The sequence below is a fragment of the Duganella sp. FT27W genome, from assembly GCF_009295655.1.
GTDB classification, from domain to species: Bacteria; Pseudomonadota; Gammaproteobacteria; order Burkholderiales; family Burkholderiaceae_D; genus Rugamonas; species Rugamonas zoogloeoides.
The window spans coordinates 656,707-669,884 of sequence record NZ_WHIV01000004.1 but is presented as its reverse complement, the minus strand read 5'-3'; the positions used below and the strand labels follow the sequence as shown (position 1 = coordinate 669,884).

14 protein-coding genes are annotated in these 13,178 nt (G+C 63.3%); 6 read left to right on the top strand and 8 right to left on the bottom strand.

The annotated features are described in order from the left end of the window. Positions 1-22: 22 nt before the first annotated feature. Both F8197_RS20130 and F8197_RS20125 read left to right on the top strand, forming a co-directional pair. On the top strand, positions 23-901 hold the full coding sequence (locus tag F8197_RS20130) for a response regulator (RefSeq protein ID WP_373996940.1): 879 nt from the start codon (positions 23-25) through the stop codon (positions 899-901). After that, positions 898-2,205 carry a hypothetical protein gene (locus tag F8197_RS20125; RefSeq protein ID WP_152883322.1) on the top strand — a complete coding sequence of 436 codons (1,308 nt, stop codon included), beginning with the start codon at positions 898-900 and terminating at the stop codon, positions 2,203-2,205. The genes F8197_RS20130 and F8197_RS20125 overlap by 4 nt, the downstream gene beginning before the upstream one ends. Before the next feature lie 131 nt (positions 2,206-2,336). Here the strand turns inward: F8197_RS20125 and prmC are convergent, their stop codons facing one another. The 5 genes from prmC to F8197_RS20100 form a co-directional block, all read right to left on the bottom strand. Next, the gene (gene prmC, locus F8197_RS20120; RefSeq protein WP_152883321.1) at positions 2,337-3,179 is read right to left on the bottom strand and encodes a peptide chain release factor N(5)-glutamine methyltransferase; all 843 of its coding nucleotides are present in this window, start codon (positions 3,177-3,179) and stop codon (positions 2,337-2,339) included. After that, entirely contained in the window at positions 3,176-3,649 is a 474-nt protein-coding gene (locus F8197_RS20115) for a disulfide bond formation protein B (RefSeq protein ID WP_019923973.1), read from the bottom strand. Before F8197_RS20115 ends, prmC begins: the two co-directional genes overlap by 4 nt. Before the next feature lie 92 nt (positions 3,650-3,741). Next, positions 3,742-4,818 carry a peptide chain release factor 1 gene (gene prfA, locus F8197_RS20110; RefSeq protein ID WP_152883320.1) on the bottom strand — a complete coding sequence of 359 codons (1,077 nt, stop codon included), beginning with the start codon at positions 4,816-4,818 and terminating at the stop codon, positions 3,742-3,744. A 69-nt stretch (positions 4,819-4,887) separates the two neighbouring features. Next, positions 4,888-6,162, bottom strand: a complete 1,275-nt coding sequence (hemA, locus tag F8197_RS20105; protein WP_152883319.1) for a glutamyl-tRNA reductase — start codon at positions 6,160-6,162, stop codon at positions 4,888-4,890. 108 nt (positions 6,163-6,270) lie between these two features. Next, positions 6,271-6,960 carry a response regulator transcription factor gene (locus tag F8197_RS20100; RefSeq protein WP_019923970.1) on the bottom strand — a complete coding sequence of 230 codons (690 nt, stop codon included), beginning with the start codon at positions 6,958-6,960 and terminating at the stop codon, positions 6,271-6,273. Positions 6,961-7,201: 241 nt separating this feature from the next. Between F8197_RS20100 and F8197_RS20095 the strand changes: the two genes are divergently transcribed. Further along, on the top strand, positions 7,202-7,774 hold the full coding sequence (locus F8197_RS20095) for a hypothetical protein (protein WP_152883318.1): 573 nt from the start codon (positions 7,202-7,204) through the stop codon (positions 7,772-7,774). Here the strand turns inward: F8197_RS20095 and minE are convergent. The 3 genes from minE to minC are packed head-to-tail and all read right to left on the bottom strand — an operon-like array spanning position 7,771 to position 9,655. Then, positions 7,771-8,022, bottom strand: coding sequence for a cell division topological specificity factor MinE (gene minE / locus F8197_RS20090; protein WP_026637661.1), 252 nt, complete (start codon positions 8,020-8,022; stop codon positions 7,771-7,773). The genes F8197_RS20095 and minE overlap by 4 nt on opposite strands. A 2-nt stretch (positions 8,023-8,024) precedes the next feature. Next, positions 8,025-8,840, bottom strand: a complete 816-nt coding sequence (gene minD / locus F8197_RS20085) for a septum site-determining protein MinD (RefSeq protein WP_373996918.1) — start codon at positions 8,838-8,840, stop codon at positions 8,025-8,027. Between the two features lie 35 nt (positions 8,841-8,875). Continuing rightward, positions 8,876-9,655, bottom strand: coding sequence for a septum site-determining protein MinC (gene minC / locus F8197_RS20080; RefSeq protein ID WP_152883317.1), 780 nt, complete (start codon positions 9,653-9,655; stop codon positions 8,876-8,878). Positions 9,656-9,915: 260 nt separating this feature from the next. Here minC and F8197_RS20075 point away from each other — a divergent pair, with 260 nt between their 5' ends. The 3 genes from F8197_RS20075 to phbB all read left to right on the top strand — a co-directional run bounded on the left by F8197_RS20075 (position 9,916) and on the right by phbB (position 13,092). Next, positions 9,916-10,824, top strand: a complete 909-nt coding sequence (locus F8197_RS20075; RefSeq protein ID WP_152883316.1) for a LysR family transcriptional regulator — start codon at positions 9,916-9,918, stop codon at positions 10,822-10,824. 269 nt (positions 10,825-11,093) lie between these two features. Next, on the top strand, positions 11,094-12,272 hold the full coding sequence (locus tag F8197_RS20070; protein ID WP_056142479.1) for an acetyl-CoA C-acetyltransferase: 1,179 nt from the start codon (positions 11,094-11,096) through the stop codon (positions 12,270-12,272). 79 nt (positions 12,273-12,351) lie between these two features. Beyond that, a complete protein-coding gene (phbB, locus tag F8197_RS20065) occupies positions 12,352-13,092 on the top strand; it encodes an acetoacetyl-CoA reductase (RefSeq protein ID WP_026637658.1) in 741 nt (246 codons plus the stop codon). Positions 13,093-13,178 lie beyond the last annotated feature (86 nt).

The window sequence follows — 13,178 nt, the reverse complement described above, 5'->3', positions numbered from 1 at the left end:
CGGCTGTGTATAATCGGCGCGTATTCCCCACAGGGAGCGCGCCATCTTATCCGTCAACAGCTCTGAAAAAGTACGGCCGAGTATCCTGATCGTCGATGACGAACGGGAGGAACTGCGTGTACTCACCGACCTGCTGCGGCGCCAGTTCTACCACGTGCGCAGCGCGGCCGACGGCGCCGCCGGCTACCAGAGCGCGCTGGCCCAACCGCCCGACCTGATCCTGCTCGACGTGCGCATGCCGGTGGTGGACGGCTTTGCTGCGTGCCGCCTGCTCAAGGCCGACCCGGTCACGCGCGACATCCCGGTGCTGTTCCTGAGCGCCCTCGACGACCCCGACGAACGGGTGGCCGGTCTGGCCATGGGCGGCGTCGATTTCATCACCAAGCCCTATCACCCGGCCGAGGTGTTTGCGCGCGTGCGCATCCACCTCGAGCTGGCCGGCGTGCGCGCCGCCGCCGCCGCTGCCGTGGTGGCCGCTGCTGCCGTTATCGCGGGACCGGCGCCGGCGCCAACGCCCCAGGCAACCCCGGTTCATCCCGACATCCATTTTCATCCGCATCCCGACGCCGTCATGACCGATGCCGCCATGCGCCTGATCGACGACAACCTGGCCGCGCCGCTCACGCTGGCCGGCATCGCGCGCGCGCTGGGTACCTACGAGAAGCGGCTGTCGCAGGCGTTCCGCCAGCAGGCCGGCATCACCGTGTTCGCCTACCTGGCCGAAGCGCGCATGATGCGCGGGCGCCAACTGCTGGTCGATACCGACATGAGCGTGCAGCAGATCGCCGAGCAGATCGGCTTTCGCAGTGCCGCCAATTTCGCCACCGCCTTCCGCGAACACGCTGACGCCACGCCCACCGCCTACCGGCAGTCGGTGCGACAGACCATCGGCCATTCATGATGCGGGGCTCTGCTGTCGATGCCGATGCCGATGCCGATGCCGATGCCGATGCCAGTGCCAGTGCCAGTGCCAATGCTAGTGCTGACGCTGACGCTGATGCGGCCGCGACCGCGACCGCGCTGCTGCTGGCGCAGGAACGGTTACGCCTGCTGGCACGCCTGAACCATGACCTGCGCGCGCCACTGGCGCAGATCGCCGCGCGCGCCCACGGCGCCGGCCTGGACGATATCGCCGGCCTCGCGCGCCGCCAGCTGGCCTGGCTCGGCGACCTGCACGCGTGCGCCCGGTACGAAGTGGCAGCCCCCGAACTGGCGCCGGCGCCGACGTATCTGCACGCGCTGATGCAGGCTCACGGTGTGCGCTACCAACCGCAGTCGCTGCCGGGGCTGGCCATGCTCGATGCGCGCCTGCTGGCGCAGGTGCTGGAACGCATGGCGGGGCACTCCGGTGCGCCGCTGGCGCTGGACATTGCCGCAGCGGCAGATGGCATGCTGGCGCTGGCTTTCCACACCGGTGATGGAAACGGCGACGCTGGCGACAACGACAACGACAACGACAACGACAACGACAACGACAACGACAACGACAACGACAACGACAACGACAACGGCAGCGGTAGCAGCCACGGTAGCGGCAACTGGAGTCGTAGTAACGTCGGCACAGGCATTGGGGACGGGGCCGGGATGGGCGTCGCGTGGACCGACGTGCGTGCCACGCTGGAGCGCGATGATCTTGCGCCGGGCCTGGTGCTGGCGGCGCACCTGGTACGCGCCATGGGCGGGCGCTTGCAGCAGGCCGGTGCCGCGCTGCGCTTCACCTTGACCGCTGCGCCGGCAGACGAAGACCAGGCCATGCCGCCAAGTCCCTTTACGGCGCGCGACGAATTGCCTGCGCCGTTCGGCGACGGCCTCACCGTGCTGGTGCTCGAGCCGCACGACGCCATGCGCGATTACCTGACCGAGGTGTTCGACAGCGCCGGCTTTACGCTGTGCTACCACGCCCAGGAACTGGAAGGTATTCCACCGGCGCTGGTCGTGTGCGCCGATGCCGATGCCAACGCCAGCACCAGCACAGGCACAGGCACAGGCACAGGCACAGGCACAGCTGCGGCCTTTGCCGCCGCCGCCCCAGCAGCCGCAGCAGCCGCAGCAGACGGTGCCCGTGTGCATAGGTATCAAACCGCGCCGCGCCTGCTGCACGCGCTGCGCCCGCCCGCGCGGGCAGAAGATTTCGAGGTGGTATTGTTCAAGCCGGCGCCGGCGCAGCAGTTGCTCGCTGCAGCGCGCCGCCTGCTGGGGAAGTAAAGGGAACCTCGAAAAACCTACTGCGCAGTCCGCTATCGCCACTCCGTTGCTCAGCGTACCTCCGTACGCTTCCGCTACTCCCGACGATAACGAACCGCTCGCTACGGTTTTTCGAGGTTCCCTGAACGCAACTACAGCGGCCGGCGGCCGCCGCTGACCCGTTCGATATCGGCGATGTCGCGCCAGCTCTGGACGTCGGTATAGCCGGCGCTGGCCAGCAATGCACGCACGGCCTCGGCCTGATCGTAACCGTGTTCCATCAGCAGCCAGCCTTGCTGCGCCAGGTGCGCCGGGGCGCCGGCGACCAGGATGCGCAGGGCCGAGAGACCGTCCGCGTGATCGGTCAGCGCGCCGACCGGTTCGTAGCGCAAGTCGCCTTCGGACAGGTGGCGGTCCCCGCTGGCGATGTACGGCGGGTTGGAGGCGATGACGTCGAACGGCGGTGTATCGGCCAGAGCCGCGAACCAGTCGCTGTGCAGGAACGTCACGCGCGCGCCGTTGGTCTCGGCATTGCGGCGCGCGACCGCCAGCGCGTCGGCGCTGACATCGAGCGCGGTGACGTCGGCATCGCGCCGCGTGTGCGCCAGCGATACCGCAATCGCCCCGCTGCCGGTACCCATGTCGAGCACCCGGCCGCCTTGCGGCAAACGGTCGAGCGTCAATTCCACCAGCAGCTCGGTGTCGGGGCGCGGAATCAGCACCGCGCCACTGACCTCGAACGGCAGGCCGAAGAATTCGCGCTGGCCCACCAGGTAGGCCACCGGTTCGCCGGCCAGGCGTCGCTGCACCAGGTCGCCGAAGCGCTGCGCTTGGTCAGGCGTCAAGGCGCGCTCGGAGCCGGTGATCAAACCGACGCGCGTGGTGTTGAGTGCATGGCACAGCAGCACGCGCCAGTCCAGCGCATCGAGCAGCGCCTGCCGTTGCAGTGCGCCGACGGTCACGCCGGCAACGATGTCGGTGACTGCTGCGATCATGCGCGGCTGCGGCGGATCAGCGCCCAGGCCAGTGCAATGGTAAACAGTGCGAACCACAGGAACGCCCACTGCGGAATCGACAGGCCGAACCACGGCGCGGTCGCGTCCTCGCACAGGCCGTCAGCCTTGAACAGGAATGGCAGATACGTGGCGGTAGGGATTTTGTTCAGAAAAGTTTCCACCGGGTCGATGCCGCACGACAGGCCCGGGTTGGCCAGCACGTACAAATGCTTGCCGGCGGTGTACAGGCCACCGAGCGCGGCCAGCAAGGCCACGCCGGCGCCAAGCTTCGGCTTCGGGATGTACGCACCGACCAGGGCAGCGATACCGATCGCCAGGAACAGGTAGCGCTGGATCACGCACAGCGGGCAGGGCAGCAGGTCGAGCCCATGCTGCAAATACAGGGCAACGCCGATCAGGCCGAAGCTGGCGACGGCGATGGACAACAGCAGGGAGCGTGATTGGTGCATGGTGGTTCCGGTCAGGTTGGACAATGGACGATGGGCGACAATCGTGGATTTTCGCACAAAGTTGCCGGTTTGCCCTTAGCGGCTTCTTAAGCTTAGTCGCCCAGCGCCGCCAGCAACTCGGCCTGGTGCTCGGCCGCCAGCGCATTGGTCAGCTCCGTCAGGTCGCCATCCATGATGAAGTCGAGCTTGTACAAGGTCAGGTTGATGCGGTGGTCGGTCATGCGGCCTTGCGGATAGTTATACGTGCGGATCCGCTCGCTGCGGTCGCCCGAGCCGATCAGGCTCTTGCGGGTGGCCGCTTCCTTCGACTGCTGTTCGCGCAACTGCACGTCCTTGATGCGGGCCGCGAGCACCTTCATCGCCTGCGCCTTGTTCTTGTGCTGCGAGCGGTCGTCCTGGCACTCGACCACGATGCCGGTGGGCAGGTGGGTCAGGCGCACGGCCGAATCGGTCTTGTTGATGTGCTGGCCGCCAGCGCCCGACGCGCGGAAGGTGTCGATGCGCAGGTCGGCCGGGTTGATGTGGACGTCCTCGACCTCGTCGGCCTCGGGCATCACTGCCACCGTGCAGGCCGAGGTGTGGATGCGGCCCTGGGTTTCCGTGGCAGGCACCCGTTGCACGCGGTGGCCGCCCGACTCGAATTTCAGTTTCGAGTACACGCTGTTGCCCACCAGGCGCACGATCACTTCGCGGTAGCCGCCCAGGTCCGACGCCGATTCCGACACCACCTCGACTTGCCAGCGGTTGCGCTCGGCAAAGCGCGTGTACATGCGCAGCAGGTCGCCGGCAAACAGCGCCGACTCGTCGCCGCCGGTACCGGCGCGAATTTCCAGGAAGATATTGCGCTCGTCGTTGGCATCCTTCGGCAGCAGCATTTTTTGCAGTTCCAGCTCCAGCTCGGCCAGGCGCTCTTTGGCCGCTTCGATCTCGTCCTGGGCGAACTCCTTCATTTCCGGGTCCGACAGCATGTCTTGCGCCGCCACCAGGTCGCCTTGCGCGTCCTGGTACGATTTATACAGCGCGACCAGCGGGCCGAGCTCGGCGTGTTCGCGCGTCATCTTGCGGTAGGCGTCCATATTGGCGGTGGCGCCTTCGGACATCAGCAATTCATCGAGTTCGACCAGGCGGTTCGCCAGTTGGTCGAGCTTGGCCAGCATGGATGGTTTCATAGCGTATTTCTGTGAGAGGTATAACGGAGGCCGCATCGATCGACGCGGCAGCATGGCAGCGGAGGGGCGCTAACGACGGCCGCGGAATAGCTGTGGCAGCAACTGTGCCAGGTGGGCGCGTTCTTCACCCTGGGCGCGGTGCAGCGCCTGCTGCGGGCCGTGCATGAACTTGGCGGTGAGGCCGCGCGACAGCGCTTCCAGCACCGCATCGATATCGTCGCCCCGGGCCAGCATCTTGCGCGCGCGGTCGAGTTCGAGCTGGCGCAGCGCCTCGCCGTTCTCGTGCAGGCTCTGGATGACCGGCACCACGGCGCGGTCGTCGATCCAGTGCATGAACGACTGCACCCGGGTTTCGATGATGGCTTCGGCTTGGGCAACAGCAGCCTGGCGGTTTTCCATGCCGGCCTGCACCACCTTGCCGAGGTCGTCCACGGTGTACAAAAACGCGTCGTTCAGGCGCGCCACTTCCGGTTCGATATCGCGCGGCACGGCCAGATCGACCATGAACATCGGCTTGTGGCGACGCGCCTTGATGGCGCGCTCGACCATGCCGAGGCCGATTAGCGGCAGCGACGAGGCGGTGCACGAGATGACGATGTCGAACTGGTGCAGCTTGTCCTGCAACTCGGCCAGGCGCATGGCGCGGCCGCCAAAGCGGTGGGCCAGTGCCTCGCCGCGCTCCAGCGTGCGGTTGGCGATGGTGATGCTGCGCGGGTTTTGCGCGGCAAAATGGGTGGCGCACAATTCGATCATTTCGCCGGCGCCGATGAACAGCACGTTCTGCTCGGAGATCTTGTCGAAGATGCGCTGCGACAGGCGTACGGCAGCGGCCGCCATGGACACGCTGTGGGCGCCGATCTCGGTGGTGCTGCGCACTTCCTTGGCGACCGAAAAACTGCGCTGGAACAGCTGGTGCAGGTAGGTGCCGAGGCCGCCGGCTTCGTCGGCGGTGCGGATCGCGTCCTTGATCTGGCCGAGGATTTGCGTTTCGCCCAGCACCATCGAATCGAGCCCGGACGCCACGCGGAACGTGTGGCGCACGGCGTCGTGCTGCGGCAGCATGTACAGGTGCGGGCGCAGGTCGGCGTAGTTGAGCTTGTGGAAATCGGCGAGGAAATGGGCGCCGGCGTCGAGCGGATCGGGTACCTGGCTGGCCGCGTAAAGCTCGGTGCGGTTGCAGGTGGACAGGATGGCCGCTTCGTCGGCGCCGCGATGGTCGATGCGTTCGAACCACGAGCGCGCCGCCACCACCGCCTGGCCCAGTTGCTCGGGGGCGAACGCCAGCTGCTCGCGCAGCGAGACAGGGGCGGTATGGTGGTTGAGGCCGACGGCAAGCAGCTGCATTTCGGTTCCGGGCGGGGCCAGTGTCATGAATTAGCGGACATTATAGCGCGATGTCCCTACTGCTGCCGGGGTGACTGCCTAAAGGGAGGGCAGCTGGCCGGCCACATTTCAGGCGCCCAGCTTTTCCAGGCGGTAACCGTAGCTATACACCGGCACCAGCCGGAAGCCGTTTTCTGGCTTCAATTGCAACTTGTTGCGTACCCGCGAGACGTGGGTGTCCATGGTGCGCGACGGCACGGCGGTCTCGCGTATCCATACCGCTTCGTGGATGTAGGCGCGCGACAGCGGACGGCCGATGTTGCGGAAAAATAACAGTGCCAGGTAGAACTCCTTGTGGGTGACATCGAGCACGATGCCATCCATCAGCAAGCGACCGGGGCGGGTCTCGAATACATATTGACCGAATTGCAACTGCTCGGCGCCATTCTGGGCCGGGTAGGCGCGGCGCAGCAGCGCCTGCACGCGCGCCACCATTTCACTGCGGCGCAGCGGCTTGATCATGTAGTCGTCGGCGCCTGCCCCCAGGCCGGCAACGATATCGTCCTCGCCGGAACTGGTGGTCAGGAACAGCACCGGCGCGGTGTCGGGCAGTTTTTCACGCACGCGACGCATGACTTCGGCACCGGTCATGTCGACCACTTGCCAGTCGAGAATGAGCATGTCGTAACTGTCCTTGCGGACCTGCGCCAGGACATCCTTGCCGGTCTGGAAGCTATGGCAAATGTGACCGGCGGAGGTCAGCACCTGGCATATCAGGTCGGCCTGGCTGCGGTCGTTATCAAGTACAGCGATTCTCATACTGCTGCCCGTGGGAAATAATTGTTAAAGAGTTGACACCAGGCAATATACCAGAGATTTACAATTGCTCCCTAAATTAGCAGAGATTATTTTCCATGGAACAACAACTATTGCCTAGAAAGTGACATGCTCCTATCGTGTACAGCTGGCTGTTCAATACACGGTACACTTTAAAAACTGTGAATTCAATGACGAAGTTGAATTTTGGAAAGAATCTTCAGTTTCTCTTCCGGGGGCCAGAATGGGTTTGAAAAAAGACACAAATTGGACATTGGTACCCGGCACGGCGCGCGATCTCGACGCCGTGCGCGACCGTTGCCGGCAACTGGTGCGACGCCGTGCCATGGTCTCGGCCGGCGTGGCGGCGGTGCCCATTCCGGGGCTCGACATCATCTCGGACATGCGCCTGTTCGCCAACCTGATCGAAGACATCAACCGCCACTTCGGCCTGTCCGAAGAGCAGATCGAGCGCATGCACCCGCGCTTCCGCATGATCGCGTATCAGGCGGCGGTGGGCATCGGCAGCATGTTGGTGGGCAAGGTAGTCACGCGCGAGGTGGTCATGCACGTGCTGCGCCGCATCGGCGTCAAAACCGCTGCCAAGCAGGCCGGCAAGCTGGTGCCGCTGGCGGGCCAGCTGGCGTCGGCGGGAATCGGGTTTTTTGCGTTTCGCCAGATCGGCTACCAGCACGTGGAAGCGTGCGTGGCTGTGGCGCGGGAACTGCAACTGGCAGGGATAGCCAACCCGGTAAACTCGGCCTACCCGGCCCACCCCGAAGGGCAGGCCCAAGTGCAGGCAGAGCCTGCGGTTTAAGCGTCCGGCAACACCACGTTGACGTCGAGCACTTCCAGGTTGCCCTGGCGGTCGAGCGAAATCTTGATGTCGTCGGCGTTGACCTTGGTGTACTTCGAAATCACGTCGATCAGCTCTTTATGCAGCGCGGGCAGGAAGTCCGGCCCGGTGCGGCCGTTGCGCTCGCGCGCGATGATGATTTGCAGCCGCTCCTTGGCCGCCGTCGCAGTTTTCTGCTTTTGCGGGAACAGGAAAGAAAGCAGAGCCATGGTCACTTACTCCCGAAAAGTCGCTGCAGGAAGCCCGGTTTTTCGTAGTTGACGAAGCGCAGGGGACGTTCTTCGCCGAGGAAGCGCGCGACCACGTCCTCGTAGGCTTGCGCCACATCGGTACCTTTGAAATGAATCGCCGGGTTGCCCTGGTTCGATGCATGCAGTACCGACTCCGATTCGGGAATGATGCCGATCAGCGAGATGCGCAGGATTTCCTTCACATCTTCGTGCGACAGCATTTCGTCCGCTTCCACGCGTTTCGGCGAGTAGCGGGTGATCAACAGGTGTTCCTTGACCGGTTCGCCGCCACTTTGGGCACGGCGCGACTTGGCTTGCAGGATGCCGAGGATGCGGTCCGAATCGCGCACAGACGACACTTCCGGGTTGGTGACGATGATCGCTTCATCGGCAAAGGTGAGCGCCATCAGCGCGCCATGCTCGATACCGGCCGGCGAATCGCAGATGATGTATTCGAAGCCCATGTTGACCAGCTCGTTCAATACCGTTTCCACGCCTTCTTCCGACAGCGCATCCTTGTCGCGCGTTTGCGAAGCGGGCAGGATGAACAGGTTCTCGCAGTGCTTGTCCTTGATCAGGGCCTGGTTCAGCGTGGCTTCCTTGTTGATCACATTGATCAGGTCGTACACCACGCGGCGTTCGCAACCCATGATCAGGTCGAGATTGCGCAGGCCGACGTCGAAGTCGATCACTGCCGTTTTGTGGCCGCGCATGGCCAGGCCAGTGGAAAAACTGGCGCTCGTGGTCGTCTTACCGACGCCGCCCTTACCGGACGTTACAACTATGATTCTTGCCACAGATAATCCTTTTCAAAAAGAGGGACGGCGGCCACTCAGGCGCGGGTTGCAGAATTGACAGATAGTATATCGATTCGGTCGCCCATCAAGCGTATTTGCGCGGGGGAGCGTGCAAATTCAGCCGGGAAGCCGTCTTCAAAAGTACGGTAGACGCCGGCGATGGACACCAGTTCCGGCGACATGTTCAAAGCAAAGATACGGGCGTCGGCATTGCCGGACGCACCGGCCAGCGCGCGGCCGTTGAGCGTGTTGTAGACGTGAATGCTGCCGTCGGCAATGATCTCGGCGCCGTTGTTGACCACGGCGGTCACGATCAGGTCGCAGCCGCGCGCATAAATGCGCTGGCCGGCGCGCACCGGGGTGTCGATGATCATCACTTGCTGGCCGTTGGGCAGCGGTTCGACGGTACTGGAAATAGTGGGCGATGGCCGGGCTGGTGCGGGCGCCGGCTTCGGCTCGGCTCGGGGTGCGACAACAGCTACTTCTTCGCGCGGCTTGCTGGCCGTTTCCAGGCTCAGGCCATGCGCGGCAATCTCGGCGGCCATGGCGGCGGGCGCATTGCGCACGGCCACCGGCTTCAAACGATACCTGGTCAGCACCGCGATGATGGCCTTCCAGTCGATGGCCGTGCTGGCTGGCAAGGCGGCAATGTCGATCATGGTCAGGTCGTCTTCGAAAAAGTCGGCGCTGCCGCCGGTCATCTTGGCCAGCGCCGCGTCGAGCGCGGAGACGTCTGCCGTAGTGAGGATGGCGGAGACCGCAACAACAGTGGAAATCTTGATTTCGATCGGCTTTTGAAACAGGCTCTTGGACATGGGCGACAGTATGAGAGGGTTGCAACCGCGCGCGCATGCGCAGGTGCTGGCATTCTACTGTGGAAAACCCGCAATGGGGAGGCGCGCACGACTGAACGCGTGCAAAAATGCGGTGCCGCGCGCTGCGGTGCTGGATGAATGTTTTTCCGGTGGTCTTGGGGTTTGTCATAAGGATTTCATATCGATGCGGTACAGTTTGCGGCATTCGATCTACAATCCAAATGAAAGATTTCCCGGATTTACATGAAAAAGATTAATGCATGTTAGAGATACGCCACCTTCGTACGCTGAGCGCCTTGCGCTCGGCCGGCAGCCTGGTGCGGGCCGCCCAGTTGCTCAACCTGACCCAGTCGGCGCTGTCCCATCAAGTCAAGTTGCTGGAGGATCGCTACGGCGGCCCGCTGTTTGAACGCAAATCGGTGCCGATCGGGTTTACCGCCACCGGCGCCCGGCTGCTCAAACTGGCCGACCTGCTGCTGCCCGAAATCGAAACCGCCGAGCGCGAAGTGGCGCGCCTGACGCAGGGTGATACCGGCCAGCTGCGCGTGGTGCTCGAATGCCATACCTGCTTCGACTGGCTGATGCCCGTCATGGACGAGTTCCGCAAGCGCTGGCCCGACGTCGAGATCGACCTGGTCTCGGGTTTCCACAGCGAACCGGCGGAGTTGCTGCGCACCGGCGCCGCCGACCTGGTGATCGGTTCGCCGTACGGCCCGGACTTTGCGACGTTTCCCCTGTTCCGCTTCGAGATCCTGGTGGTGATGGCGCAAAAGCACCGGCTTGCTGCCCAGCGCCGCCTGCACGCGCTTGATTTTACCGGCGAAACCCTGATCACGTACCCGGTGCCGGAAACCCGTATCGACCTGATCCGCGAAGTACTGCTGCCGGAAAATATCCAGTTCGAGCGCCGCACTGCCGAACTGACGGTGGCGGTGCTGCAACTGGTGGCCAGCCGGCGCGGCATCGCCGCGCTGCCCAACTGGGCCATCAAGAACTACGTCGATTACGACTACGTGATCGCCAGGCCGGTGGGCGAGCAGGGCTTGTGGAGCGACCTGTTCGTGTCGGTGCCGCCGGCGCAGCAGCACAAGGCTTACGTGCTCGACTTCGTCAAAGTGATACGCGAGCAATGCGCGGCCACGCTGGACGGTATCAAATTATTGTCGTGACAAATAGATATGTCTTATTCAAAATGTATGGTGGGGGATTGAGGCAGATCAAAGGCACGGAGAATTGCCGCGCTTACGATAAGTTCCCGATTGATGATGACGGTTGACATGGCAGACCTTGCGCAGGCGCGAGTTTCTGCACAGGAGTTTTCGCGGCAACGCACCATCGAAAGCCGCCACGCCCCGGGCGTGGCAGGCGTATGATCAAGTTGATCGAAGTTCGCTTTTGCTAACCATGCCGGCTTTGTGCCGGCGCTTTGGAGAATCACATGGATGATGTAGTAATCGTGGCCGCTGGCCGTACTGGTGTGGGCAAATTCGGCGGCGCGCTCGCCAAGACTCCGGCGTCCGAACTGGGCGCACACGTCATCAAGGGTTTGCTGGCCAAGACCGGCATCGATCCCAACCTGGTCAGCGAAGCGATCCTGGGCCAGGTACTCACCGCCGGCGTCGGCCAGAACCCGGCGCGCCAGGCCGTCATCAAGTCGGGCCTGCCCAACACCATCCCGGGTTTTACCATCAACCACGTGTGCGGCAGCGGTTTGAAAGCCACCCACCTGGCAGCCCAGGCCATTAAATGCGGCGACGCACAAATCGTCATCGCCGGCGGCCAGGAAAACATGAGCGCCTCGCCGCATGCCATGCCGGGTTCGCGCGACGGCTTCCGCATGGGCGACATCAAGATGGTCGACACCATGATCGTCGATGGCCTGTGGGACGTGTACAACCAGTACCACATGGGCGTTACTGCCGAAAACGTCGCCAAGAAATACGAGATTTCGCGCGCCGAGCAGGACGAGTTCGCGCTGCAATCGCAGCTGAAAGCCGAAGCTGCTCAAAAAGAAGGCAAATTCAAGGATGAAATCCTGCCGCTGGAAATCGTCCAGAAAAAAGGCAGCATCGTCTTCGACACCGACGAATACATCAAGCCAGGTTCGACGCTGGAAGGCCTGGCCGGCCTGCGTCCCGCCTTCAACAAGGAAGGCACTGTTACCGCCGGCAACGCCTCTGGCCTGAACGACGGCGCCGCCGCCGTGATCATGATGTCCGCCACGCAAGCGAAAGAACTGGGCTTGCCGGTGCTGGCCAAGATCAAGGCTTATGCCTCGTCTGGCCTGGATCCGGCCTTCATGGGCATGGGCCCGGTTAGCGCCACCCGCCTGTGCCTGAAAAAGGCCGGCTGGACCCCGGACGACCTCGACCTGCTGGAAATTAACGAAGCGTTTGCTGCCCAGGCCGTGGCCGTCAACAAGGAAATGGGCTGGGATACCAGCAAGATCAACGTCAATGGCGGCGCCATCGCCATCGGCCACCCGATCGGCGCGTCCGGCGCGCGCATCCTGGTCACCCTGATCCACGAAATGATCCGTCGCGATGCCAAGAAGGGCCTGGCGTCGCTGTGCATCGGCGGCGGCATGGGCGTGGCGCTGGCCATCGAACGCGCGTAACGACAATAAAACGATAGACCCGGACCGTCCGCCGTGCGCGGCGGTCTGTTTTTCAAGTCACTTAACGAGGGGACAAAACATGGCACGAGTTGCATTGGTTACTGGCGGTATGGGCGGTTTGGGCGAAGCGGTGTGTTTCAAGTTGTCGGCGCTTGGTTATTGCGTGGTCACCACGTATTCGCCCGGTAACGCCAAGGTCGAGCAATGGCTGGCGACCACCCGCGACCAGGGCTTCAACTTCCGCGCCTATCCATGCGATGTGGCCGACTACGATTCGGCCCAGGCATGCATCGCCGCCATCGAGAAGGAAATCGGTCCGATCGACGTGCTGGTCAACAACGCCGGCATCACCCGCGACATGACCTTCAAGAAGATGGACAAGCCGAACTGGGACGCCGTCATGGCCACCAACCTGGACTCCGTGTTCAATATGACCAAGCCGGTGTGCGACGGCATGGTGGAACGCGGCTGGGGCCGCATCATCAATATCTCGTCGGTCAACGGCCAGAAGGGCGCCTTCGGCCAGACCAACTATTCGGCTGCCAAGGCCGGCATGCATGGCTTTACCAAGGCGCTGGCGTTGGAAGTGGCGCGCAAGGGCGTCACCGTCAACACCATCTCGCCAGGCTATATCGGCACCAAGATGGTCATGGAAATCCCGACCGAAGTCCTGGAAACCAAGATCGTCCCGCAAATCCCGATGGGCCGCTTGGGCAAACCGGAAGAAGTGGCAGGCCTGGTAGCCTACCTGTCGTCCGATGAAGCTGCTTTCGTTACCGGCGCCAACATCGCCATCAACGGCGGCCAGCACATGTCCTGATCGCCTGCCGGCGTGACGACAAGACGAGCCGGGATCGTTCGCGATCCCGGCTTTTTTTACGTACAATCCGCTATCGTCGCCTGAAG

Coding starts and splice junctions, on each gene's coding strand:
- F8197_RS20125 (WP_152883322.1), top strand. CDS start 898: ATGATGCGGGGCTCTGCTGTCGATGCCGATGCCGATGCCGATGCCGAT.
- prmC (WP_152883321.1), bottom strand. CDS start 3,179: ATGATCGCAGCAGTCACCGACATCGTTGCCGGCGTGACCGTCGGCGCA.
- F8197_RS20115 (WP_019923973.1), bottom strand. CDS start 3,649: ATGCACCAATCACGCTCCCTGCTGTTGTCCATCGCCGTCGCCAGCTTC.
- prfA (WP_152883320.1), bottom strand. CDS start 4,818: ATGAAACCATCCATGCTGGCCAAGCTCGACCAACTGGCGAACCGCCTG.
- hemA (WP_152883319.1), bottom strand. CDS start 6,162: ATGCAGCTGCTTGCCGTCGGCCTCAACCACCATACCGCCCCTGTCTCG.
- F8197_RS20100 (WP_019923970.1), bottom strand. CDS start 6,960: ATGAGAATCGCTGTACTTGATAACGACCGCAGCCAGGCCGACCTGATA.
- F8197_RS20095 (WP_152883318.1), top strand. CDS start 7,202: ATGGGTTTGAAAAAAGACACAAATTGGACATTGGTACCCGGCACGGCG.
- minE (WP_026637661.1), bottom strand. CDS start 8,022: ATGGCTCTGCTTTCTTTCCTGTTCCCGCAAAAGCAGAAAACTGCGACG.
- minC (WP_152883317.1), bottom strand. CDS start 9,655: ATGTCCAAGAGCCTGTTTCAAAAGCCGATCGAAATCAAGATTTCCACT.
- F8197_RS20075 (WP_152883316.1), top strand. CDS start 9,916: ATGTTAGAGATACGCCACCTTCGTACGCTGAGCGCCTTGCGCTCGGCC.
- F8197_RS20070 (WP_056142479.1), top strand. CDS start 11,094: ATGGATGATGTAGTAATCGTGGCCGCTGGCCGTACTGGTGTGGGCAAA.
- phbB (WP_026637658.1), top strand. CDS start 12,352: ATGGCACGAGTTGCATTGGTTACTGGCGGTATGGGCGGTTTGGGCGAA.